Source organism: Streptomyces sp. NPDC001890 (assembly GCF_042891445.1).
GTDB lineage: Bacteria > Actinomycetota > Actinomycetes > Streptomycetales > Streptomycetaceae > Streptomyces.
The window spans coordinates 746,276-769,715 of sequence record NZ_JBIATE010000002.1; the positions used below are offsets into that span (position 1 = coordinate 746,276).

The 23,440-nt window shown below is 70.5% G+C and carries 23 protein-coding genes and 2 tRNA genes; 14 read left to right on the plus strand and 11 right to left on the minus strand.

Annotated features, from left to right (window positions below):
• Nucleotides 1-50: 50 nt before the first annotated feature.
• The 4 genes from ACFYY1_RS09525 to ACFYY1_RS09540 all read left to right on the plus strand — a co-directional run bounded on the left by ACFYY1_RS09525 (nt 51) and on the right by ACFYY1_RS09540 (nt 3,306).
• Entirely contained in the window at nt 51-1,193 is a 1,143-nt protein-coding gene (locus ACFYY1_RS09525) for an SDR family oxidoreductase (protein WP_388582886.1), read from the plus strand.
• Nucleotides 1,194-1,313: 120 nt separating this feature from the next.
• Nucleotides 1,314-1,775, plus strand: coding sequence for a molybdenum cofactor biosynthesis protein MoaE (locus ACFYY1_RS09530; protein ID WP_266729826.1), 462 nt, complete (start codon nt 1,314-1,316; stop codon nt 1,773-1,775).
• A gap of 128 nt (nt 1,776-1,903) precedes the next feature.
• On the plus strand, nt 1,904-2,074 hold the full coding sequence (locus tag ACFYY1_RS09535; protein WP_388582888.1) for a hypothetical protein: 171 nt from the start codon (nt 1,904-1,906) through the stop codon (nt 2,072-2,074).
• Nucleotides 2,075-2,217: 143 nt separating this feature from the next.
• Nucleotides 2,218-3,306: a PDZ domain-containing protein gene (locus tag ACFYY1_RS09540; protein ID WP_388582890.1), complete on the plus strand. Its 1,089-nt coding sequence runs from the start codon at nt 2,218-2,220 to the stop codon at nt 3,304-3,306.
• A 31-nt stretch (nt 3,307-3,337) separates the two neighbouring features.
• On the opposite strand, the gene ACFYY1_RS09545 is transcribed toward ACFYY1_RS09540, so the two are convergent.
• Complete coding sequence (locus ACFYY1_RS09545) at nt 3,338-3,898, minus strand: PPA1309 family protein (protein ID WP_388582892.1); 561 nt, start codon at nt 3,896-3,898, stop codon at nt 3,338-3,340.
• A 137-nt stretch (nt 3,899-4,035) separates the two neighbouring features.
• Between ACFYY1_RS09545 and ACFYY1_RS09550 the strand changes: the two genes are divergently transcribed.
• The 4 genes from ACFYY1_RS09550 (at nt 4,036) to ACFYY1_RS09565 (ending at nt 9,615) form a co-directional block, all read left to right on the plus strand.
• A complete protein-coding gene (locus ACFYY1_RS09550) occupies nt 4,036-6,981 on the plus strand; it encodes a UPF0182 family protein (RefSeq protein WP_388583473.1) in 2,946 nt (981 codons plus the stop codon).
• A 52-nt stretch (nt 6,982-7,033) separates the two neighbouring features.
• A tRNA-Met gene (locus ACFYY1_RS09555) sits at nt 7,034-7,107 on the plus strand.
• A 213-nt stretch (nt 7,108-7,320) separates the two neighbouring features.
• Complete coding sequence (locus tag ACFYY1_RS09560; RefSeq protein WP_388583475.1) at nt 7,321-9,441, plus strand: tetratricopeptide repeat protein; 2,121 nt, start codon at nt 7,321-7,323, stop codon at nt 9,439-9,441.
• 100 nt (nt 9,442-9,541) lie between these two features.
• A tRNA-Met gene (locus tag ACFYY1_RS09565) sits at nt 9,542-9,615 on the plus strand.
• Nucleotides 9,616-9,667: 52 nt separating this feature from the next.
• Here the strand turns inward: ACFYY1_RS09565 and ACFYY1_RS09570 are convergent.
• From ACFYY1_RS09570 to ACFYY1_RS09585, 4 genes are all read right to left on the minus strand, one after another.
• Nucleotides 9,668-10,777, minus strand: a complete 1,110-nt coding sequence (locus ACFYY1_RS09570; protein ID WP_388583477.1) for an ABC transporter substrate-binding protein — start codon at nt 10,775-10,777, stop codon at nt 9,668-9,670.
• Nucleotides 10,778-10,880: 103 nt separating this feature from the next.
• Complete coding sequence (locus tag ACFYY1_RS09575) at nt 10,881-11,744, minus strand: ABC transporter permease (protein ID WP_388582893.1); 864 nt, start codon at nt 11,742-11,744, stop codon at nt 10,881-10,883.
• Nucleotides 11,741-12,451, minus strand: coding sequence for an ABC transporter ATP-binding protein (locus ACFYY1_RS09580; RefSeq protein ID WP_351262008.1), 711 nt, complete (start codon nt 12,449-12,451; stop codon nt 11,741-11,743). Before ACFYY1_RS09580 ends, ACFYY1_RS09575 begins: the two co-directional genes overlap by 4 nt.
• Nucleotides 12,452-12,775: 324 nt before the next feature.
• Nucleotides 12,776-13,195, minus strand: coding sequence for a Fur family transcriptional regulator (locus ACFYY1_RS09585; protein WP_388582895.1), 420 nt, complete (start codon nt 13,193-13,195; stop codon nt 12,776-12,778).
• A 161-nt stretch (nt 13,196-13,356) separates the two neighbouring features.
• Between ACFYY1_RS09585 and ACFYY1_RS09590 the strand changes: the two genes are divergently transcribed.
• Entirely contained in the window at nt 13,357-14,808 is a 1,452-nt protein-coding gene (locus tag ACFYY1_RS09590; protein ID WP_388582896.1) for a catalase, read from the plus strand.
• 75 nt (nt 14,809-14,883) lie between these two features.
• Here the strand turns inward: ACFYY1_RS09590 and ACFYY1_RS09595 are convergent, their stop codons facing one another.
• Nucleotides 14,884-15,288, minus strand: a complete 405-nt coding sequence (locus ACFYY1_RS09595) for a cyclic nucleotide-binding/CBS domain-containing protein (protein ID WP_388582897.1) — start codon at nt 15,286-15,288, stop codon at nt 14,884-14,886.
• A 176-nt stretch (nt 15,289-15,464) separates the two neighbouring features.
• Nucleotides 15,465-16,265: a histidinol-phosphatase gene (gene hisN / locus ACFYY1_RS09600; protein ID WP_376311987.1), complete on the minus strand. Its 801-nt coding sequence runs from the start codon at nt 16,263-16,265 to the stop codon at nt 15,465-15,467.
• A gap of 140 nt (nt 16,266-16,405) precedes the next feature.
• On the opposite strand from hisN, the gene ACFYY1_RS09605 reads away from it, so the two are divergent.
• Nucleotides 16,406-17,089 (plus strand): TetR/AcrR family transcriptional regulator, encoded by a 684-nt coding sequence (locus ACFYY1_RS09605; RefSeq protein WP_388582898.1) that lies wholly within the window; start codon nt 16,406-16,408, stop codon nt 17,087-17,089.
• On the opposite strand, the gene ACFYY1_RS09610 is transcribed toward ACFYY1_RS09605, so the two are convergent.
• The 4 genes from ACFYY1_RS09610 to ACFYY1_RS09625 form a co-directional block, all read right to left on the minus strand.
• Nucleotides 17,019-17,342 (minus strand): multidrug efflux SMR transporter, encoded by a 324-nt coding sequence (locus ACFYY1_RS09610; protein ID WP_114246542.1) that lies wholly within the window; start codon nt 17,340-17,342, stop codon nt 17,019-17,021. The genes ACFYY1_RS09605 and ACFYY1_RS09610 overlap by 71 nt on opposite strands.
• A 90-nt stretch (nt 17,343-17,432) precedes the next feature.
• Nucleotides 17,433-18,449, minus strand: coding sequence for a ribosome small subunit-dependent GTPase A (gene rsgA, locus ACFYY1_RS09615; protein WP_388582901.1), 1,017 nt, complete (start codon nt 18,447-18,449; stop codon nt 17,433-17,435).
• 3 nt (nt 18,450-18,452) lie between these two features.
• Nucleotides 18,453-19,769 (minus strand): 3-phosphoshikimate 1-carboxyvinyltransferase, encoded by a 1,317-nt coding sequence (aroA, locus tag ACFYY1_RS09620; RefSeq protein WP_388582902.1) that lies wholly within the window; start codon nt 19,767-19,769, stop codon nt 18,453-18,455.
• Between the two features lie 90 nt (nt 19,770-19,859).
• The gene (locus tag ACFYY1_RS09625; protein WP_388582904.1) at nt 19,860-20,573 is read right to left on the minus strand and encodes a M50 family metallopeptidase; all 714 of its coding nucleotides are present in this window, start codon (nt 20,571-20,573) and stop codon (nt 19,860-19,862) included.
• 78 nt (nt 20,574-20,651) lie between these two features.
• Here ACFYY1_RS09625 and ACFYY1_RS09630 point away from each other — a divergent pair, with 78 nt between their 5' ends.
• From ACFYY1_RS09630 to rsrA, 4 genes are all read left to right on the plus strand, one after another.
• On the plus strand, nt 20,652-21,467 hold the full coding sequence (locus ACFYY1_RS09630; RefSeq protein ID WP_388582906.1) for an SOS response-associated peptidase: 816 nt from the start codon (nt 20,652-20,654) through the stop codon (nt 21,465-21,467).
• 25 nt (nt 21,468-21,492) lie between these two features.
• On the plus strand, nt 21,493-22,170 hold the full coding sequence (locus ACFYY1_RS09635; protein WP_388582908.1) for an alpha/beta family hydrolase: 678 nt from the start codon (nt 21,493-21,495) through the stop codon (nt 22,168-22,170).
• A 273-nt stretch (nt 22,171-22,443) separates the two neighbouring features.
• Nucleotides 22,444-23,100: a sigma-70 family RNA polymerase sigma factor gene (locus ACFYY1_RS09640; protein ID WP_266729806.1), complete on the plus strand. Its 657-nt coding sequence runs from the start codon at nt 22,444-22,446 to the stop codon at nt 23,098-23,100.
• The gene (rsrA, locus tag ACFYY1_RS09645; protein ID WP_124716484.1) at nt 23,097-23,417 is read left to right on the plus strand and encodes a mycothiol system anti-sigma-R factor; all 321 of its coding nucleotides are present in this window, start codon (nt 23,097-23,099) and stop codon (nt 23,415-23,417) included. Before ACFYY1_RS09640 ends, rsrA begins: the two co-directional genes overlap by 4 nt.
• The last annotated feature ends 23 nt before the right edge of the window (nt 23,418-23,440 follow it).

Consider the following 23,440-nt stretch of genomic DNA (forward strand, 5'->3'; position numbering starts at 1 on the left):
ACGCACGCGTCATACGGGTACGTACTGAAGACAACCGCTGGAGACGCCCGGTGAGTTCCCCAGATCCTCAGGTTCGCGCAGCGCGAAACCTGTCCACCCCCTCGACCGAGAACAAACCAGAAAAGAGCCGCTCAAGGAACCGTGGCCCCGTTGTCGCGGTCACCGGAGCGGCGAGCGGCGTGGGCGAGCTGCTCACCGCACGCCTCGCGGCCTGCGAGGAGATCAAGCAGGTCATCGCCATCGACGAACGCCGTGGGGAGGTCTCCGAGGCGACCTGGCACATCCTCGACGTACGCGACCCTGCCATCGCGGAGAAGCTGCGCGGCGCGGATGTCGTGGTGCATCTCGCACTCGATCTCGACCTGGAGACCGACCCCGCCGCCCGCACCGCCTACAACGTGCGCGGCACCCAGACCGTGCTGACGGCCGCCGCCGCGGTCGGCGTGCACCGGGTCGTGCTGTGCACCTCGGCCATGGTCTACGGGGCGCTGCCCGACAACGACGTCCCGCTCGCCGAGGACGCCGAGCTGCGCGCCACGGCCGAGGCCACCGGCGTCGGTGACCTCCTGGAGATCGAACGGCTCGGCCGCCGCGCGCCGCGTGCCCACCCCGGACTCAACGTGACCGTGGTCCGGCCCACCGTCCTGGTCGGTGGTACGGACACCGCGCTGACCCGCTACTTCGAGTCGCCGCGCCTCCTGGTCGTCGCGGGATCGCGTCCGACCTGGCAGTTCTGCCATGTCGACGACCTGGTCACGGCCCTGGAGTACGCCGCGCTGGAGAAGATCGACGGCGAGTTCGCGGTCGGCTGCGACGGCTGGCTGGAGCAGGAGGAGGTCGAGGAGCTCAGTGGCGTCCGCCGGATGGAGCTGCCCTCCGCCGTGGCCCTGGGTGCCGCGGCCCGGCTGCACCGGATCGGCCTCACCCCGTCCCCGGCGGGCGATCTGGCGTACACGATGCACCCCTGGGTGGTCAGTGTGAGCCGGCTGCACGACGTGGGGTGGCGTCCGGGCTGGACCAACGAGGAGGTGCTCGCCGCCCTCCTCGAAGAGGTGGAGGGCAGGCACACCGTCGCCGGACGCCGGCTCGGCCGCAAGGACGCCACCGCCGCGGGTGCCGCCGGTGCGACCGTGGCGCTGCTCGGCACCGCCGCCCTGGTCCGCCGCGCCCGCAAGGCCCGCCGCCGCATCTGAGGCCGCCCGGCGGGAGCCCGTCCGAGCGGGAGCTTCTGTAGAAGGCTCCAAGGCCGGGGGCGGCCCGCCGGTGGAAAACGCTATTCCGCCTTGTCGGCGCCGTACGGCACCATGGGTCCCATGGCTCCCACCTACGACCACCCCGGCGAGCGGACGGCGGACGACCCCGTCCGGCTGCTGGAGATCCGCGACACCCCGCTCTCGGTCGACGAGGTCTTCCGGGCCGTCGGGGACGATGCCGCGGGCGGCACGGCGCTCTTCGTGGGCACGGTGCGCAACCACGACGGCGGTCAGGACGTCGGCGCGCTCGGGTACTCCTGCCACCCCTCGGCGCAGGACGAGATGCGCCGGGTGGCCGAGAAGGTCGTCGCGAACTTCCCGGTCCGGGCGCTGGCCGCGGTCCACCGGGTGGGTGACCTCCAAGTGGGGGACCTCGCGGTGGTCGTCGCCGTCTCCTGCCCGCACCGCGCCGAGGCGTTCGCGGCCTGCCGGCAGCTCATCGACGACCTCAAGCACGAGGTCCCGATCTGGAAGCACCAGCGCTTCTCGGACGGCACCGAGGAATGGGTCGGCGCCTGCTGAGCGCAAGCCGGCCAGGAGGCCGTCCGGACCGATTTGCGTAACCCCACCCCTGCCGTGAGCGTTGGTTGTCCAGACGGTTAATCTGCTGATCGGTCAGTTGCGGTCGCTCACGGGGTAGGGAGGTCGTAATGGCAGCACTTGCCTGGTTGCTGATTCCGCTTTTCGCTGCGCTCGGCGCTGCGATATGGGGAAGCTGGGCCGCCCGTAATCGAACGACCGGCGATGTCTCCGAACTCGCCGGCTATGCCAGATTCCGCGAGGCGATGGAAAAGCCGCCTTCCGGTTCCGATGTCGCCTGACATCTCGTCGCACGTACGCAGTTGCCAATTCGCATCGAGGCTCCGACTGCCGGCGCCCTTGGGCCCAGTCCGCGCCCGGCGCCCCGCCCCGTACGGACCGGCCCCGGCGGTGCACTGACAGACCCTTCCCGTACTGTCGTTCCATGCCACGCCGCACCGCGACGATGCTCGCCTCCACCCTGATCCTCATCGCGCTGCTCTGCGCAGGCGTGCTGATCAAAGTGCCGTATTCGGAGATGTCTCCCGGGCCGACCGTGAACACCCTCGGCGAGGTCGGCGGCGAACCCGTCCTGCAGATTTCCGGGCACAAGACGTACCCGACGTCCGGCAACCTCAATATGACGACGGTCAGAGTCACCGGTGCCGACTACAACATGAATCTCGTCGAGTCCGTCTACGGCTGGCTGGCCCATGACAGCGTGGTCGTACCGCACGACACGCTCTACCCCGACGGCAAGACCGAGCAGGAGTCGACGCAGGAGAACGCCGAGGAGTTCAGCCAGTCCCAGGAGAGCGCCAAGGTGGCCGCGCTGACCGAGCTGAAGATCCCAGTGGCGTCGCGCGTCGTGGTCTCCACGGTCGTCAAGGGCAGCCCCGCCCAGGGCAAGCTGCACGCGGGCGACGTGATCGAGCAGGTCGACGGCGCGCCCGTCGAGCAGCCCGAGGACGTCGCGAAGCTCGTCACCCGCCACGACCCCGGCGAGAAGGTCACCTTCACGATCATCCCGGCCCGGACGGCACAGGCGGCCGAGAAGGCCGGCAAGGAGCCCGAGGGCAGCCGGAAGATCGTCATCACCACCGCGAAGGCGCCCAAGGAGGACCGCGCGATCGTCGGCATCCAGGCCGGGACGGACCACACGTTCCCGTTCCGGATCGACATCAAGCTCGCCGATGTCGGCGGCCCGAGCGCCGGTCTGATGTTCTCGCTGGGCATCATCGACAAGCTGACCCCCGGCAAGCTCACGGGCGGCAAGTTCATCGCGGGCACCGGCACGATCGACGACAAGGGCAAGGTCGGCCCGATCGGCGGCATCAACATGAAGCTGGTCGGCGCGCGCGACGCGGGCGCCAGGTACTTCCTGACGCCGGACGAGAACTGCAGGGCCGCCGCCTCCGACACCCCCAGCGGACTCACGCTGGTGAGGGTGAAGACGATCGACGACGCGAAGAAGTCGCTGGAGAAGATCCAGGCGGGGGACACGGCCGGGCTGCCGAGCTGCTCGGCAGGCTGACCGCGCCCCCTGCGGGGCGGACGCGACGGGGTCAGGCCTCGAAGGTCGCGGCCAGGGCGTCGGCCAGTCCGGGCACCAGACCGGCACCGGTCCGCACCTCGCTCGGGGTGTCCTTCGCACGCAGCCGTACGGCCGACTCACGCGTACCGTCCCGCAGGACCGCCACGGTCATCCGGACCTCCTGACGCTCCGGGTGCTTGGCGACCCACTTGGTCAGCTGCGCGTCGCTCAGGCCCTCGGGCACGGAGGACTCGGCGGACGGCGGCAGCATCAGCCGCTCCACCGTCATCGCGCATCCGATCACCGCGTCGGGCCAGGCGATCGTGGCGAGGAACTCGTCCAGGGCGGTGCCCGGAGGAAGCTCGTCCTGCTCGATGGGGGTCAGGGAGGAAGTCGGGGATTCGGCGCTGTCCAGTCCGAGCTGGGCGGCGAGAGAAGGCTCCTGGACCCGCAGCTTGGCGGTGTCGACCAGGGCGAAGAGCCGGGCCGGCTGGTCCCAGCCGAGGCCGGAGATGTACTCGTCGATTTCGAGCACGGCGACGGTGAGTGGACTGGCGGCCATCGGAGGGCCTGAGGGGGAAACGTTGGGCATGGTCAATATCCTGCCTCCTTCCGCCCCGGGAACGGGAACTAGGTAAAGCCTCAGTAAGTTGCATAGGTGGGCTCTACGATCGCTGGGCCCGCTCCACACGACCCGCGAACTTCGAGGTGCGCACGTTGGCTTTCCAGATGCCGGACCGCGGCGGAGGCCCGACCGGGCCACGGATCAGAGTCGGCCGCCCGTCCCGGCGTGCCCGTACCCTGCTCATGACACTGGGCGTCCTGGCGGTTCTCGCCATGGTGTTCGTCATGTTCGCCGGGTTCTGGACTGACTGGCTGTGGTACCGGTCGGTCGATTATTCGTCCGTCTTCACCACCACTCTGTGGACCAAGATCGGGCTGTTCCTCGTCTTCGGACTGCTGATGGCTGTCGCCGTCGGCCTGAACATCTGGCTCGCGCACCGGCTCCGGCCGCCGCTGAGCGCGATGTCGCTGGAACAGCAGAGCCTGGACCGCTACCGGATGAGCCTCGCCCCGCACAAGAAGTGGGTGCTGCTCGCGATCACCGCGCTCGTCGGTCTGATCGCCGGAGCATCCGCCTCCGGCCAGTGGCGGACCTGGCTGATGTATGTGAACGGCGTGGCGTTCGGACAGAAGGACCCCCAGTTCCATCTGGACGTGTCCTTCTACGCCTTCGATCTGCCCTGGTACCGCTTCTTGCTGGGCTTCGGCTTCGCGGCCACGGTGCTTTCGCTGATCGCCGCCGCGATGACCCACTACCTGTACGGCGGGCTGCGCATCACCAGCCCCGGAGCACGGGCGACCGGCGCGGCCACCGGCCATCTGTCGGTGCTGCTCGGCGTCTTCGTCTCGCTGAAGGCCGTGGCGTACTGGCTCGACCGGTACGGCCTGGCCGTGAAGTCCAGCGACTTCAAGGCCACGGACAACTGGACGGGCCTGCGGTACGTCGACGCCAACGCCTATCTGCCGGCGAAGACCATCCTGTTCTGCATCGCCGCGATCTGCGCCATGCTGTTCTTCGCGACGCTCTGGCGCCGCACCTGGCAGCTCCCGGTGATCGGCTTCGGCCTGATGGTGCTCTCGGCGATCCTGATCGGCGGGCTGTACCCGGCGATCGTGCAGAAGTTCCAGGTCCAGCCGAACGAGCAGGCCAAGGAAGCCCCGTTCATCCGGAAGAACATCGAAGCGACGCGTGACGCCTACGACATCGACGACGCGCAGGTCGACGACTACTCCGGCAAGAGCACGACGGACGACGACGCCAAGCTGCGCGCCAGCGCGGACCAGGCCGCCAGCTACCGGGTGATGGACCCCAACGTCGTCTCCCCGGCCTTCCAGCAGCTCCAGCAGAAGAGGAACTACTACCAGTTCCCCAAGACGCTGGACGTCGACCGCTACAAGGACGCCGCCGGCAAGGACCAGGACACGGTCATCGGTCTGCGCGAGCTCAACCTCGACGGCATCCCCAAGCGCAACTGGATCAACGACCACTTCACCTACACCCACGGCTACGGCGCCATCGCGGCCCGGGGCACGACGACGGGCAAGAACCCGAAGGGTTCCCCGGACTTCACCGAGTCCGGTCTGCCGACGTCGGGTGAGCTCGGCACGTACGAGCAGCAGATCTACTACGGCGAGAAGACCGAGCAGTACTCCATCGTCGGCGGGCCCCAGAAGGAGCTCGACTACGAGGAGGACGGCGAGAAGACCACCAGCTACAAGGGCGACAGCGGGGTCAGTCTCTCCAACGCGTTCAACCGTGCCGCGTACGCCGTCTCGTTCAGTGAGCCGCAGATCCTCTACTCGGGGGCCATCGGCGAGGGCTCGCGGATCCTCTACAACCGCACGCCCAAGGAGCGCGTCGAGGCGGTCGCCCCGTGGCTGACCATCGACGGCGACGCCTACCCGGCCGTGGTGAACGGCCGCATCCAGTGGGTCGTCGACGCGTACACCACCACCAACGGCTACCCGTACGCCTCCCGTACGACGCTCGGTGACACCACGGCCGACTCGCTGACCACCAACCAGCGTGCGGTCGTCGCCCAGCAGAACCAGGTCAACTACATCCGCAACTCGGTGAAGGCCACCGTCGACGCCTACGACGGCAAGGTCAAGCTCTACGAGTGGGACACCGAGGACCCGGTCCTCAAGACCTGGCGCAAGGCGTTCCCCGGGACGGTGGAGCCCAGGGCGGACATCCCGCAGGAGCTCATGGACCACCTGCGCTACCCGCAGGACCTGTTCAAGGTGCAGCGCGAACTGCTGACCCGCTACCACGTCACGAACCCCGCGCAGTTCTACAGCGGCAGTGACGCGTGGCAGGTCCCGGACGACCCGACCAACAAGGAGTCCGGTGCCGTCCCGCCGTACTACCTGAGCATAAAGATGCCGGACCAGACGGCTCAGAAGTTCTCGCTGACGACGACCTTCACGCCGAAGGGGCGGCCCGACCTCGGGGCGTTCATGGCGGTGGACGCCGATGCGGCCAGCAAGGACTACGGCACGATAAGGCTGTTGAGAGTCACCACCACGGTGAAGGGCCCAGGACAGGTACAGAGCGAGCTCAACGGCAACGACGACGTCGCCGAGTTCGTGAGGAACCTGAAGGGAACCGACTCCGACATCGAGTACGGCAACCTGCTGACCGTGCCGTTGGAGGGGGGCTTCCTCTACATCGAGCCGGTGTACACGCGCGGTGGCACGCAGAACTATCCGCTGCTGCGCAAGGTCGCCGCCTCGTACGGGTCGAAGACCGTCTTCGAGAACAGCCTCGGGGAGGCGCTCAACGCGGTCTTCGGGGTGACGGACCACGGCACCACTCCGCCGGACACCACCAGGCCCCCGGGCACCACGGAGCCGCCTGCCACCGGTGACGCGGCGCTGAAGAAGGCGATCGCGGACGCGCAGAAGGCCTACGCGGAGGGCGAGGCGGCCCTCAAGGAGCAGGACTGGACCGCCTACGGCAAGGCCCAGGCGGATCTGCAGGACGCGCTCCAGCGTGCGGCGGCCGCCCAGCCCAAGTCGGGCAGCGCGAACAGTGCGGACAAGCCGTCGGACAAGGCGGACGGTGCCGACAAGGAAGACAAGCCGTCCGGTGCTGACAGCGGTGGCTGAGTAACCCGGTAAAGGCTCGCCCCCGCGTCGTGGTACGGTTTCACCACAACGACGCGGGGTGGAGCAGCTCGGTAGCTCGCTGGGCTCATAACCCAGAGGTCGCAGGTTCAAATCCTGTCCCCGCTACTGAAAGACCAAGGCCCGGATCCTTTCGAGGATCCGGGCCTTCGTCGTGTCGCGGCGACTTTCTTGTGCAGGGTGCGTGAAGTGCGGTTCGCGGGGCACGAGTTGACCCCGGACGTGTTTGACTTATCTCTCTGTGGGCATGTCGACAAAACGCTGAAGTGACCTAACTGGCCGCGCTATACCAGGTGTACGCGGGTGGCAGGCGGTGCGACGATGGTATTTATGGGGGACAGGGCAACTCTGTTGGAGACAGGGCGGTTTGTGCAGCATCGCGTTCATCGGTCAGAGAATGCGGCTTTTGGCGTTTCCGTCACGGAGAGCAACGAGACCACTGACACATCGGAGACACCCGAGACACCTGAGATCATCAAGGCGACCGAGACTGCCGAGACTGCGGGGTGTGCCGCGACCGTCGAGAGCACGGAGTTCACAGAGAACACGGGAAGCGCCGGGGGCACAGGGGATGCCGGGGACACCGGGGCCGTCGGGGCCACGGAGGCTCCCGGCAGTGCCGAGAGCCCGGAGAGCGCCGAGAGCGAGGCGCGTCACCGTCGCGCCGCCGATGCCGGGGACACCGCGTCGATGAGCGTCCTGGGCGCCCTGCTGCTGCGCCGCGGCGACCTGGACGGCGCGGAGCCCTATCTGCGTGGGGCCACCGCGGACGGCGACCGGGCCGCAGCCAACAACCTGGGCGTCCTGCTCCACCAGCGCGGATACGTCGACGACGCGGCCGGCTGGTGGCGCATCGCCGCCGTCGCGGGCTCCGCCGCCGCCGCGCACGCGCTGGGCCGCCACTACCGCGAGCGCGGCGACGAGCCCGGCGCCGAGTACTGGCTGCGGCAGTCCGCCGAGCAGGGCCACGCGCTGGGCGCGTACGCCCTTGCCGACCTGCTGGAACACCGCAGCGACGTCGGCGCGGAGCGCTGGCTGCGCGCCGCCGCCGAGCAGGGGCACCGGGAGGCCGCGTACCGCCTCGCGCGCATGCTGGACCGCAACGCCGCCGACGACCCGCACGACGCCTTCGGTCACCCCGGTCTCGGCCCCGGCGCCGGTGACCGTCCCGGCGCGACCGGCCGGCCCGTGGCCCGCAGGGACGACGGCCCGGTTGCGGGTCCGGCGACCGGGCGGGTGGGCGAGGCCGAGCAGTGGTACCGGCAGGCCGCCGCGCGCGGTCACCGGCGTGCGGCTCTGCACCTCGGCGCCATCCTCGAACAGCGCGGCGAGCCCAAGGAGGCGGGCCGCTGGTACCTCATCTCCGCGAAGGCGGGCGAGGCGCGCGCCGCCTGCGCGCTCGGCTTCCTGCTGCGTGACGCGGGCGACGAGGAGAGCGCCGCCGTGTGGTGGCTTCGTGCGGCCCAGGACGGCGACGGGAACGCCGCCAATGCCCTGGGCGCCCTGCACGCCGCCCGTGGCGAACAGCAGACCGCCGAGCGCTGGTACCGCGCAGCGATGGACGCGGGCGACGTCAACGGCGCCTACAACCTCGGCCTGCTCTGCGCGGCCCAGGACCGTACGCCGCAGGCCGAGCAGTGGTACCGCCGTGCCGCGTACGCGGGCCACCGCGAGGCCGCCAACGCCCTGGCCGTGCTCCTGCTCCAGGCGGGCGACGCGACCGGCGCCGAGCCCTGGTTCTCCAAGGCGGCCGAGGCGGGCAGCGTCGACGCGGCGTTCAACCTCGGCATCCTGTACGCCGGGCGCGACGAGGACCGGGCGGCACTGGTCTGGTACGAGCGCGCCGCGGCGGCCGGCCACACCGAGGCCGCCCTCCAGGTCGGCATGGCCCTGCTGCATCAGGGCGAGGAGCAGGAGGCGGAGCGCCATCTGCGCTGCGCGGCGGGCGGCGGCAGCGCGGAGGCCGCCTTCCGGCTGGCCGGGGTGCTGGACTCGCGGCAGCCACCGCCCGGACCCCCCGCGCTCGGGGAGCCGATGCCGGAGAAGACCGAGTGCGAGGAGTGGTACGAGCGGGCCGCCGAGCAGGGGCACCGCCGTGCCCAGGTACGGGTCGGAATGCTCGCGGCGGCCCGGGGCGACGTGGACAGCGCCGCCCGCTGGTACCGGGAGGCCGCCGAGTCGGGCAGCCGCAACGGTGCCTTCAACCTCGGGCTGCTGCTCGCCCGCGAGGGCAGTGAGCGCGAGGCCGCGCTGTGGTGGAGCCGGGCCGCGAACGACGGGCACGGGCGGGCCGCCCTGCGCCTCGCCCTGCTGGCCGCCCGCCGCGGCGAGCTGACCGAGGGGCAGCGCTGGTGCGCGCGGGCGGTCGAGCTGGGCCCGGCGGAGGTCGCCGAGCGGGCGGCCCGGCTGCTGGAGGCGCTGCACCAGGAGCTGACCGCGTAGGGCGGAGGCAGGCCGGGGCGCCGGGGGTGGGGCACCTCCGGCGCCCCGGAATCGATTTGCGCTGGTCGACAGCGGTGACGTACAGTTCTAAACACAACGACGCGGGGTGGAGCAGCTCGGTAGCTCGCTGGGCTCATAACCCAGAGGTCGCAGGTTCAAATCCTGTCCCCGCTACTGAAACAGAGGGCCGGATCCTTTCAGAGGATCCGGCCCTCTGTGTATCGCGTCAGAGTTTGTGGCCCACCGCCTCCGAGTACATCGCCCGGTCGACGGCCTTCGACTCCGGCACCGGGTCGCCCTTCGAGACGCCCGAATCGGCGTACGCCTCCTGCAGCCGGTCCGTCGTGCCCTTCCGTATCTCCCAGTCCATCCGCATCGACGGGGTCGACCGCAGCGTGGCCTCGTCGGTCTTCATCAGCTTCGCCAGCTCGGTGACGAACGCGGGGTCGGACTTGTAGTCCCCGGCGAAGTAGGTGTTCACCGTCCGGATGTAGGCGCGGAGAAAGGCGACACCCGCGTCCGGGTCCTTGTTCAGCAGGGTCGGGCCGAAGAGCAGGCCGCCGAGCGGCTCACCGACGGGCTGGCCGCCCAGGAACGCGTACTTCGTGTCGCCGTCCACCTTGCGCCAGATCGGGTCGAGCAGCCAGGCGGAGTCCACGCCGCCGTTCTGCAGTGCGGTCAGCACATCCGCGGAACCGAGCTGCTGGAAGCTGATCTTGTCGAGGCCGCCGCCGTGCTTCTTCAGGGAGGTGTCCATCGGGTACGCGATGACGGAGCCCTTGCCGATCATGGTGCCGAGCTTCCGGCCCGCCATCTCGACGTGATCGGCGCTCTCGCCGTCCTTGAGGCGCACCCACAGGCCGCTCTTGGAAGTGGGGTCGGGGGAGAAGTTCCCGGCGACCCACTTGATGTCGAAGCCGCCATTGATGCCGTTCATCACGGCTGCCTCGGGAGCCGCCCACTGGGCGTCCACGTCGCCCTTGGCGAGCAGCGGCAGGGCGTCCGGGGTGGGCAGCACCTTCAGTTCGACGTCCAGCCCCTCCTTCGCGAACTCGCCCTTCGCCACCGCGACCTGGAGCGGAGCGACGTACTCCGCGCTCAGGGTGCCGGTGGCCACGGTGATCTTCCGCCGCTTCGCCAGGGGCTGGGCCGCCGGGGCGCCCTTGTCGCAGCGGGCCGCCTTCCGGTCGGGGGCGAGTTCGGCCGGGTCGGTCCAGCTGCCGGCGCCGCAGCCCGCTACGGGCCGGACGGTGCGCGGTGCGGCGGCGCCGTCGCCGGACTCGGAGTCGGGCCCGGCACAGCCTGCCGCGCCGAGCAGAGCTGCCGTGACGAGCATGGCGGTGCGGGTGAAAAGGGTGTGGCTATGCACAGTGCCTCCGTACGAGGAGCGTGGAGAGAGCCGTTCAGCGCCGGCCCGTCGAGGGGCGTGGGGGAGCCGTTCAGGAGCGGCCGCGGTCGCGCGGGGCCCACGGCGTGAGCAGCCGTCCGGCGATCCGCACCACTTCGGAGAAGACGACGCCGAGGACCGCCACGCACACGATGCCGACGAACATCACGTCGTTCTGGAACAGCGCCCGGGAGTCGAAGATCAGATGGCCCAGGCCGTCGGCCGCGGCGATCTGTTCGGAGGCGACGATGACGAGTACCGCCACTCCGGCCGCGATCCGTGCCCCGACCAGGACCGCGGGCAGCGAGGCGGGCAGCAGCACATGGCGGAACATCTGCCAGGGCGAGGCGCCGAAGACCTGACCGGCGTCACGGTGGCCGACCGGGACGGCGAGCACGGCCGCCATGGTGGAGATCCAGACGAAGAAGAAGACGGTCGCGGCGACCAGGGCGATCTGCGGTCCCTCGCCGAGGCCGAACATGTTGAGGAAGACCGGCAGCAGGGCCAGTTTCGGTACGACGTACAGGGCGTCGAGCAACGGCTCCAGCGCCGCCCGTACGAGGGAGAGCGAGCCCATCAGCAGGCCGAGGGCGTATCCCGCGACGGTGCCGATCGCATAGCCGCCCAGCACCCGCTTGAGCGTGGCCCACACGTCCGGCCACAGTTCACCGGCGCCCGCCCGGTCCAGGCCGTCCGCCAGGATGGTGGAGGGGGCGGGGTAGACCCGGGCGTCGATCCAGGACTGCGCGGCGGCCAGTTGCCAGAGCAGCACGAGGAACAGCGGTACGGCGACGGCGAGCGCGATCTCCAGGGTGCGGCGCCTGCGGTGGGTGCGTACCGGATGCAGTTCCTGCGGGCCCGGTCTGCGGATCAGGACGCCGTCGTCGGGCTTCGTGGCGTTCACGGTGACGGTCATGCCGGGACCGCCTCCCTGCGCACCTCGCCGCGCAGGAGCTCCCACAGCTCGCTCTTCAGCGCGGTGAACTCGGGTGCCGACCGGACTTCGCCGGTGCGCGGCCGGCCGAACGGCGGGCGTCGCTCGGCGATGATCCGCCCCGGTCTGGCGGACATCACCAGCACCCTGTCCCCGAGCACGATCGCCTCTTCGAGGCTGTGGGTGATGAAGAGGGTGGTGGTACGGGTGGTCTGGGTGAGGTCGAGCAGCTCGTCCTGGAGGATGGTGCGCAGCTGGGCGTCGAGCGCCGCGAACGGCTCGTCCATCAGCAGGATCTCGGGTTCCACGGCCAGGGCGCGGGCGATCGCGACCCGTTGCCGCATCCCGCCGGAGAGGGTGGCCGGATACGCCCCCGCGAAGTCGGAGAGCCCCATCCGGGCCAGCCAGTCGCGCGCCCTGGCGTCGGCCTCCTTGCGCGGTACGCGCTGGATGTCGAGGCCGAACCGGACGTTGGCGAGCACGGTCTTCCAGTCGTAGATGCCGTAGTCCTGGAAGATCATCGCCGCCGGGCGGGGCGAGGCCGTACGGATGGACAGCTCGCCGGAGCTGGGGCGGAGCAGTCCGGCGGCGATCCTGAGCAGCGTGGACTTGCCGCAGCCGGACGGGCCGACGATGCAGGTGAACTCGCCCGGTGCGACGGAGAGATCGAGCGGGCCGAGGGCGGGCAGGGCCTTGGCGCCGCGCCCGAACGAGCGGGTGAGCGCGTCGGCGCGGAGTTTGGGACGGGTGGCTGCGGGGGCGGGTTCGGGGTCGGCTGCGGTTGTGGGTGGGGTCGGGTGCGGAACTCCCACGGGTCTCTCCTCGCGCGTATCGAGGTGCGGATCCGCCGCGGGGCGGACGTGATCGCCGCAGACGATATGACTACCCGTCAGATTCGGGAAGGGGGTGCGCATGTGCCGGTGGCGGGGAGGTGTCTCGTTCCCGTGGGGACGCACGCGAAAGGCCCCGGTGCGAATGACGCTCGCACTGGGGTCTTCCGTCGCTCGTTCGGCTCAGCCGGTCGCCGCGCAGTTGGGGCAGATGCCTCGGTAGGTGACCTCGACGCCGGACACCGTGAAGCCGAAGCGCTCGTCGCTCGGCAGGTCCGCCATCGGGTCACCGGACGGGTGCACGTCGCGGATCGTGCCGCAGTTCGCGCAGACGAGGTGGTGGTGGGGGCGGTGTGCGTTCGGGTCGTACCGCTTGGCCCGGCGGTCCGTGGAGACTTCGATGACCTCGCCGAGCGACACCATCTCGCCCAGCGTGTTGTACACGGTGGCGCGGGAGATCTCGGGCAGCTTGGCCACGGCCCGCGCGTGGACCTCGTCGGCCGTCAGGTGCACGTGGTCCCCGTCGAGGACCTCGGCCACGACGCGCCGCTGTGCGGTCATGCGCCAGCCGCGTCCGCGAAGTCGTTCCAACAGGTCACTCATGGAAACAAGCCTAACAGTGAAGGGACCAGGTCCCGAACGGGTGTGACTTTGGATGTTCACTTGACTTGGACTAAGTCCATTGTAGGATCGGCAACGGCATACGCCAAGGGACAGGCTGTGCAGTTCGAGACGAATGTGCAGGAACGACGCAGGAGGCGCACGTGACGCAGGGACCGCTCACCACGGAGGCCGGCGCGCCGGTCGCCGACAACCAGAACAGCCAGACCGCGGGCGTCGGCGGTCCTGTCCTGGTGCAGGACCAGTCGCTGCTGGAGAAGCTCGCGCACTTCAACCGCGAGCGCATTCCGGAGCGCATCGTGCACGCCCGCGGCGCCGGCGCGTACGGTACGTTCACGCTGACCCGTGACGTCTCGCAGTGGACGCGGGCCAAGTTCCTCTCCGAGGTCGGCAAGCAGACCGAGACCTTCCTGCGCTTCTCGACCGTCGCGGGCAACCTCGGCTCGGCCGACGCGGTGCGCGACCCCCGCGGTTTCGCGCTGAAGTTCTACACCGAGGAGGGCAACTACGACCTCGTCGGCAACAACACCCCGGTGTTCTTCATCAAGGACGCCATCAAGTTCCCGGACTTCATCCACACCCAGAAGCGCGACCCGTACACCGGCTCGCAGGAGGCGGACAACGTCTGGGACTTCTGGGGGCTGTCGCCCGAGTCCACCCACCAGGTGACCTGGCTCTTCGGCGACCGGGGCATCCCGGCCACGCTGCGCCACATGAACGGGTACGGCTCGCACACGTTCCAGTGGAACAACGAGGCCGGCGAGGTCTTCTGGGTCAAGTACCACTTCAAGACCGACCAGGGCATCAAGAACCTCACCCAGGCCGAGGCCAACAAGCTCGCCGGTGAGGACCCGGACAGCCACCAGCGCGATCTGCGCGAGGCGATCGAGCGCGGCGACTTCCCGTCCTGGACGGTGCAGGTCCAGATCATGCCGGCGGCCGAGGCGGCCACGTACCGCTTCAACCCGTTCGACCTCACCAAGGTGTGGCCGCACGCGGACTACCCGCCGATCGAGATCGGGAAGCTGGAGCTCAACCGGAACCCGGAGAACATCTTCGCGGAGACCGAGCAGTCGATCTTCAGCCCCGCGCACTTCGTGCCGGGCATCGGTCCGTCCCCCGACAAGATGCTCCAGGGCCGTCTCTTCGCGTACGGCGACGCCCACCGCTACCGCGTCGGCATCAATGCCGACCACCTGCCGGTGAACCGTCCGCACGCCACCGAGGCGCGTACCAACAGCCGGGACGGCTACCTGTACGACGGCCGCCACAAGGGCGCGAAGAACTACGAGCCGAACAGCTTCGGCGGTCCGGCCCAGACCGACCGCCCGCTGTGGGAACCCACCACCGTCTCCGGCGAGGTCGCCACGCACGCGGCCCCGAGCCACGCCGAGGACAACGACTTCGTGCAGGCCGGAAACCTCTACCGGCTCTACTCCGAGGACGAGAAGGCCCGGCTGATCGACAACCTCGCCGGGTTCATCGCCAAGGTCTCGCGCGACGACATCGCCGAGCGCGCGATCAACAACTTCCGCCAGGCGGACGGCGACTTCGGCAAGCGTCTGGAGGCCGCGGTCCAGGCCCTTCGCGGCTGATCCGGGCGGCTGCCGTCGACGGTGGGCCGGTCTCCTCCTCGGGGGAGACCGGCCCACCGGTCGTTCACGACGCGCTCAGCCGAAGAGTTCCGCGTGGTGGCGGCGCCTGACGGGCGCCCAGCAGCGCAGGATGTCGCGGACGGAGACGATGCCCACGGGCCCGTGGCCGTCCAGCACGATCAGGTGGCGGAACCCGCCGTGTGTCATGGCCTCCGCGGCCTCTTCCAGGGTCCAGGTGGGCGAGGCGAAGACCACGTCGGTGGTGGTGTGGGTGGCGGCGGTCTCGACGTCCGGATCCTGTCCGGAGCCGACCGCGTTGAGGATGTCGCGTTCGGTGAGGATGCCGAGCCCGCTGTTGTCCTGGTCGAGGACGACCGCGGCCCCGATGCGGCGGACCGACATCAGCCGGGCGGCCTGGCGGAGCGTGTGGGCGGGCCCGATGGTGAGGACCAGCGTGCTCATGGCGTCACGGACGAGCATGAAGGGAGCCACCTCCTTGGTGAACGGCCACGTGAGCCGATTCACAAATTCACAAGCGGGGGGACTCTCAGAGTTGCACCGATACGTGGGCGGAACAAGGGGGAGCGAAGCGCACCGAGGGGCGCGCGACGGCGCGCGACACCCCTCGGGAACACGGTCCGGCGAGGCGATCCGGGTCAGTACCGCTGGTTCAGGTAGCCGAGCAGTTCGTGGTGGAGCAGCCCGTTCGAGGCCGCCGCGTTACCGCCGCCCGGACCGGAGACCCCGTCCAGGCTGGTGAACCTCCCGCCCGCCTCCTGGACGATGATCGCGTTGGCGGCCATGTCCCAGAGCGAGAGCTCGGGCTCCGCGCAGATGTCCACCGAACCCTCGGCGACCATCATGTACGGCCAGAAGTCCCCGTACCCACGCGTGCGCCAGCAGGCCCGGGTCAGGTCCAGGAATCCGTCGAGCCGGCCCTGCTCCTCCCAGCCGCTCAGTGAGGCGTAAGCGAACGAGGAGTCCGCGATCCGCTCCACCTTCGACACCTGGATCCGGGTCGCGGAGGTCAGGCTGCGCCCGGTGTATGCCCCGGCACCCTTGGCCGCCCACCAGCGCCGGTTCAGCGCGGGGGCCGACACCACGCCGACCACCGGCTGGAACCCGTCCTCGCCCGCCTCCATCAGCGAGATCAGCGTCGCCCAGACGGGCACGCCGCGCACGTAGTTCTTGGTGCCGTCGATCGGGTCGACGACCCAGCGCCGCGGGCCGGTGCCCTCGATCCCGAATTCCTCGCCCAGAATCGCGTCGCGCGGGCGGGCCCGATGAAGGTGGCCGCGGATCAGTTCCTCGGCGGCCTTGTCGGCCTCGCTCACCGGCGTCATGTCCGGCTTGGTCTCGACCTTGAGGTCGAGGGCCTTGAACCGGTCCATCGTCGCCGCGTCGGCGGCGTCCGCCAGTACATGGGCAAGGCGCAGATCATCGTGGTAATCGGGCATGCGGTCACAGTATCGACCGAAGGTGAACAGAGCCATACGTCCCCGGAGCCGCGCCGACCGCCGACAGCCGTGCGGACCATTGACAGTCCCGGGGAGCGCGCCGACGCTGGGACGCGGAGCCCTCGGCGCGGGAGGCGACGATGCCCACAGCGCGGGAAGTACTGCTGGACGCCGCCCTCTCGGCGCTGGCCACCCTGCCCTGGACATCGGTACGCATGGTCGACGTGGCAGCCGCCGCGGGCGTCTCCCGGCAGACCCTCCACAACGAGTTCGGCGGCAAGGACGGCCTGGCCCGCGCCCTGGTACGGGACGCCGCCGACGGGTATCTGGCCGGGATCGAGCAGGCGCTGGGATCGGCCGGCGGCACGGCGGACAGGCTGGCCGCCACCGCCGCCTGGACCGTCCGGGCCGTACGCACGAACGTACTGGTCAAGGCACTGCTCACCGGCTGCTGGAGCGAGCGGTTACCCCGCCCCGGACCCCTGCCGGCCGGGTACGCGTCCCCGCTGCCCGGCCCGCGCGACGCCGGTCCCGGGCCGCCGGCCCCCGCCGAACTGCTCCGCATGGCCGGTGAGCGCGCGGTGGCCGTACTCGACGGCGAAGGGCCACCGAGCGACCGGGAGGAACTGGCCGCGACCTGCGAGATCGTGCTGCGGCTCGCCCTGAGCTACGCGCTGGTGCCCGCCCCGTCGGGGGCCGGGGGAGAGCCGGTACCGCTGGTGCGCCACGTGGTGGTGGGAGCGCCGGACGCGGTCAGTGGGACGAGCCCGAGAGCTGGAGACCGATCACCCCGACGATCACCAGGGAGATCGAGACCAGCTTGAGCGTGGAGACCACGTCGTCGAGGAAGACCATGCCGTAGATCGCGGTGCCCGCCGCGCCGATGCCGGTCCACACCGCGTAGGCGGGGCCCACGTCGAGCTTCTTCAGCGACAGTGTCAGCAGACCGAAGCTGCCGAGCGCGAAGACACAGAACGCGACGGTCGGCCAGAGCCGGGTGAAGCCGTGCGAGAGTTTCAGACAGACGGCGAAGCCGGTCTCCAGAAGTCCTGCGACCACGACCAGCAGCCACGCCATCGTCAGTGCCCTCCCGCGTCGGTGACCGCCTTGCCACACTGAATGTGATTATGCACTTACCGGTGACGACGGATCGCAAACGTGCCCCCGTCAGTCGCCCTCGCGCCGTTCCCGGGTGGACAGCAGCCGGTGCAGCGAGTCCAGCCGGGCCGGATCGGCGTGACCGTCCGCGACCCAGGCGACCAGGGCGCATTCCGGTTCACGGCTGTCGTGGGTGCAGCCGCGCGGGCACTCCTCGGTGCCGGGCTCCAGGTCCGGGAACGCGTGGATCACCCGGGACGGGTCGATGTGGTTGAGCCCGAAGGAGCGCACGCCGGGGGTGTCGATCACCCAGCCCCGGTAGTCGGGCAGCGGCAGCGCCAGCGCCGACGTGGTGGTGTGCCGGCCGCGCCCGGTGACCGCGTTGACCACACCCGTCGTACGCCGCCGGTCCTTCGGCACCAGCGCGTTGACCAGCGTGGTCTTGCCGACGCCGGAGTGCCCGACGAAGGCGGTGACCCGGTCGTTCAGCTGCTCGCGGACCCGGTCGGCCGCGTCGCCGTTCTCCAGCTCCTCGCGGCTGGTCACGATGAACGGGACGCCCAGCGGCGTGTACGCCTCCAGCAGCTTGTCCGGGGAGGCCAGATCGGACTTGGTGAGCACCAGCAGCGGCGAGAGCCCGCCGTCGTACGCGGCGACCAGACAGCGGTCGATCATCCGCGGCCGGGGTTCCGGATCGGCCAGGGCGGTGACGATCGCCAGCTGGTCGGCGTTGGCGACGACCACCCGCTCGTACGGATCGTCGTCGTCCGCGGTCCGGCGCAGCACCGAGCGGCGCTCACCGATGCGGACGATGCGGGCGAGGGTGTCCTTGTCGCCGGAGAGATCACCGACGAGGGAGACGGTGTCACCCACCACGGCGGCCTTCCGGCCCAGCTCACGGGCCTTCATCGCCATGACCGTGCGGCCGTCGACGAGGCAGGTGAGACGGCCCCGGTCGACGGTGAGGACCATGCCGTCCTCGGCGTCCTCGTGCTTCGGGCGGATGTTGGTACGGGGCCGGTTGCCCTTGCGGTTGGGGCGGACCCGGATGTCGTCCTCGTCGGGGTTCTTGCCGTAGCGGCGCATGTCTCAGGCCCCGAGCATTCCGGTCCACATCTGCGGGAAGTCCGGCAGGGTCTTGGCGGTCGTCGCCACGTTCTCGATCTCCACTCCGGGGACGGCGAGGCCGATGACCGCCCCCGCGGTCGCCATCCGGTGGTCGTCGTACGTACGGAACGTACCGCCGTGCAGCGGGCGGGGCCGGATGTGCAGACCGTCGGCGGTCTCCGTGACATCGCCGCCCAGCTCGTTGATCTCCTTGGTGAGCGCGGCCAGCCGGTCCGTCTCGTGCAGCCGCAGATGGGCGACGCCGCTCAGGGTGGAGGGCGAGTCGGCCAGGGCCGCGACGGCCGCGATGCCCGGGGTGAGCTCGCCGACCTCGCCGAGGTCGACGTCGATGCCGTGGATCCGGCCCGAACCGGTGAAGGTGAGACCGCGCTCGGTCAGCTCGCAGGAGCCGCCCATCGTGGTGAAGATCTCCCGCAGCGCGTCGCCCGGCTGCGTGGTGTGCTCGGGCCAGTCGGGGATCGTGACCCGGCCGCCGGTGATCAGCGCGGCCGCGAGGAACGGCTGGGCGTTGGAGAGGTCGGGCTCGATGGTCAGATCACGGCCGAGCAGGGCGGAGTGGGAGACCCGCCAGACGTTCGGCTCGCCGCCCGTCTCCGGCTCGTCGACCTGCGCGCCGACCGCCCGCAGCATGTCGACGGTCATCCGGATGTGCGGCATGGAGGGCAGCCGGGCGCCGGTGTGACGCACCTCCACGCCCTGGTTGAAGCGCGGCGCGGACAGCAGCAGCGCCGAGACGAACTGGGAGGACGAGGAGGCGTCGATCGCCACCGGACCGCCGTCCAGCGCACCGCTGCCGTGCACGGTCATCGGCAGCGAGCCGCGCCCCTCGTCGTCGATCCGGGCGCCGAGCACCCGCAGCGCGTCGATCACGCCGGTCAGCGGGCGCTCGTACGAACGCGGGTCGCCGTCGAAGCGGACCGGGCCGTCGGCGAGGGCGGCGACCGGCGGCAGGAAGCGCATGACCGTACCGGCGTTGCCGACGTCGACGGTGGTCGGGCCGTGCAGCCGGGCCGGGATGACCCGCCACGCCTCGCCGGAGCCGTCCGGGCCCACGCCCTCCTCGATGCCCACGCCCATCGAGCGCAGCGCCTCGGCCATCAGCAGGGTGTCGCGGGAGCGCAGCGGGCGGCGCAGCCAGCCGGGCTCGGCGGCGAGGGCGGCGAGGACCAGCGCGCGGTTGGTGACCGACTTCGATCCGGGCACGGTGACGGTCGCGTCGACCGCCCCGGTCGCATGCGGGGCGGGCCAGAGAGCGGGGTGCACGGAGCTTTCGGTCATGGATCTCACTTTAACGGCCTTCGCGCAGGTCGTCGGAGCCGTCCGGCGGGCGTGGCCGCCGCCATCGGCCGCCGCCGGGCCCCGCATGTCTCACATGCCGAGCAGCCAGCGCCCGCCGCCGATCAGCGAGCAGAGCGACACCGCGTGGAAGAGGAACAGCCAGAGCGCGGCCGGCACGTCCGTCAGCCGCGACAGCTGGTCCGCGTCCGAGTCCGGCGCACCGCCGTGACGCCGCTTGGACTGGAGCTCGAAGGCCGGGCGCACGCCGCCGAGCAGCAGGAACCAGACCACGGTGTACGCGAACAGCGACTGCCAGGCGGGTGAGGCCAGCCAGGACACCAGCAGGAAGGCCGAGCCGGTGAGGATCACCGTCAGCGCCCCGTACACGTTGCGGATCATCACCAGCATCACCGCGAGCAGCGCGGTGGCCACCCACAGCAGCAGGGTGATCCTGCCGTCGACCAGCAGCCACGCGCCGCCCAGGCCCAGCAGCGGCGGGGCGGTGTAGCCGGCGGCCGCGGTGAGGATCATGCCGATCCCGGTCGGCCTGCCGCGGCTGACGGTCAGGCCGCTGGTGTCCGAGTGCAGCCGGATGCCGGACAGCTGCCGGCCGGTGAGCAGCGCGATCAGCCCGTGGCCGCCCTCGTGCGCGATGGTGATCGCGTTGCGGGTCAGCCGCCATATCGGGTTCGGTACGACGGCGATCAGCGCGAGCGTGCCGGTGACCACCACCAGCCACTGCTCGGGGGCGGGCTGGGTGCCGAACACGCGGTCCCACAGATTGCCCAGTTCGGTGCTGTCCATGGTGCGGGCGGCTCCTTGCGGTGTCGGCTTGCGGTATCGGCGTCCTGCCGGTGTGACGGTCGTGGCAGTCTGGCACTCATGTGCGGACGGTATGCAGCGAGTCGGCGGCCCGAGGACCTGACCGGACTCTTCCAGGTCGAGAAGTGGGAGCCGGCCGAGGCCCTGGCGCCCGATTGGAACGTGGCGCCCACCAAGGAGGTCTACGCCGTACTGGAGCGTCCTCTCAAAGACGCAGACGACCAGCGTCCGGTTCGCCAGATGCGCGCGCTGAAATGGGGGCTCGTGCCGTCCTGGGCGAAGTCCCCGGAGGGCGCCGCGCGGATGATCAACGCCCGCGCGGAGACCGTCCACGAGAAGCCGTCCTTCCGCCGCCCCTTCGTCTCCCGGCGCTGCATCCTGCCCGCCGACGGCTACTACGAGTGGGTCACCGGCGCGGACGAACGGCAGCTGGAGGAGAAGGGGAAGAAGAAGCGCCCGCGCAAGCAGCCGTACTTCGTGACCCCCGCCGACGGATCGGTCTTCGCGATGGCCGGGCTGTACGAGTTCTGGCGCGACCGGACGCTGCCCGACGACCACCCGATGGCCTGGTGGGTGACGTGCACGGTGATCACGACCGAGGCGGAGACCACCCCGCTCGCCGTCGCCCCCGCCGACGGCCCGGCCACGCTCGCCGACATCCACCCCCGGATGCCGCTGATGCTGACCCCGGACCGCTGGGACGACTGGCTCGACCCCGCGCGCACCGACGTCGAGGAGCTGAAGGCGCTGCTCGCACCGCCGCCGGGCGGGCTGATGCGGGCCTATCCGGTGGCCACGGCCGTCAGCAACGTCCGCAACAACGGCCCCGAACTGCTGGAAGAACTGGCCGCGCCGGAAGTGGGCACCCTGTTCTGAGCTCCCGGCGGGGAGGATGGGGCACGTGAGTACTGCAGAGACGGGCCGCGGGCCCGAGGCGGCCGAAACGGTCGACACCGACGCCGGACCGGCCAGGATCACCTGGTTCCCCGCGACGGGCACGACGAAGGCGGGCCGCGCCCGCCAGGTGCTGGCCCTCGGCCATGGCGCGGGCGGCGGCATCGAGGCCCGCGACCTGGTGGCCCTGGCCGCCGCGCTGCCCGCCCACGGGGTGACCGTGGCCCTGGTGGAGCAGCCGTGGCGGGTCGCCGGGAAGCGGCTGGCGCCCGCCCCGAAGACCCTGGACACCGGGTGGCGGGGGCTGTGGCCCGCGCTCACCGCGCCCGGACTGCCCGTCGTGGCGGGCGGGCGGAGCGCCGGGGCCCGGGTGGCCTGCCGGACCGCCGCGGAGCTCGGCGCCCACGCCGTCCTCGCGCTCGGCTTCCCGCTGCACCCCCCGGGCAAGCCGGAGAAGTCCCGCGCGGACGAGCTGCTCGGCTCCGGCGTGCCCACGCTCGTGGTGCAGGGCGGCCACGACCCGTTCGGGCGGCCCGCCGAATTCCCTCCGGGGGAGTACGAGCTCGCCGAAGTGCCGTACGCCGACCACGGGTTCTCCGTGCCGAAGAAGGCCGGCCTCGGACAGGACGAGGCGATGGGGATCCTGACCGCCGCCGTGACCGGCTGGCTGTCGGCCCTCGTGTGACGTGCACCCCGGGAATGTTGGGCGAGGGGCCACTGTTGTCGGTGACATCGGTTCATCAACGTCGTACGTGGAGAGGGAGTCCGTCGCATGGGTTCGACCATCTGCCCGCGCCGCTCGAACGCCGCTGACCTGGAGTGGACGGTGCTGCACGCGGCCAGGACCACTCCCGAGCGGGCCCCGGGCGGATCGGAACGACAGCCCGTATCGAAGCAAGGTCGACTATTCTCCGATTCGAGCGGGTCCGGTTTCGGCTCCGTCACAGCGTTGGAGGAGGTGGGTCCGGTCACTGGGACCGACACAGGGACCGACGACGGCCGCGCACAGGAGACGTCCGCCGAGCGCAACGCGCGCTTCGAGCGGGACGCGCTCGGTTTCCTCGACCAGATGTACTCGGCCGCGCTGCGCATGACGCGCAACCCCGCGGACGCCGAGGACCTGGTGCAGGAGACGTATGCCAAGGCCTACGGCTCCTTCCACCAGTTCCGTGAGGGCACCAACCTCAAGGCGTGGATGTACCGCATCCTCACCAATACGTTCATCAACTCGTACCGCAAGAAGCAGCGCGAACCCCAGCGCAGCGCCGCCGAGGAGATCGAGGACTGGCAGCTGGCGCGCGCCGAGTCGCACATGTCGACCGGTCTGCGCTCCGCCGAGTCGCAGGCACTCGACCACCTGCCCGACTCGGACGTGAAGTCCGCTCTGCAGGCGATCCCCGAAGAGTTCCGCATCGCCGTGTATCTCGCCGATGTCGAGGGCTTTGCCTACAAGGAGATCGCGGACATCATGGGGACTCCCATCGGTACGGTGATGTCCCGACTGCACCGGGGCCGCCGCCAGCTGCGCGGCATGCTGGAGGACTACGCCCGGGAGCGCGGGCTCGTCCCGGCCGGTGCCGGAGAGTCGGACGATCGGAAAGGCTCGGGCTCATGAGCTGCGGAGAGCCGCACGAGACGGACTGCTCGGAAGTCCTCGATCATCTCTACGAGTTCCTCGACCACGAGATGCCCGACAGCGACTGCACCAAGTTCGAGGTGCACTTCGAGGAGTGCTCCCCGTGCCTGGAGAAGTACGGCCTGGAACAGGCCGTCAAGAAGCTGGTGAAGCGCTGCTGCGGCCAGGACGACGTGCCCAGTGATCTGCGGTCCAAGGTGATGGGCCGGATCGATCTGATCCGCTCCGGGCAGGCCGTGCCCGAGCAGGACGTGACGGCGGCCGAGAGCGGACAGCCGACCGCCGCCAAGGAGTGACACCCGGCGGCCGGCGCGTACCG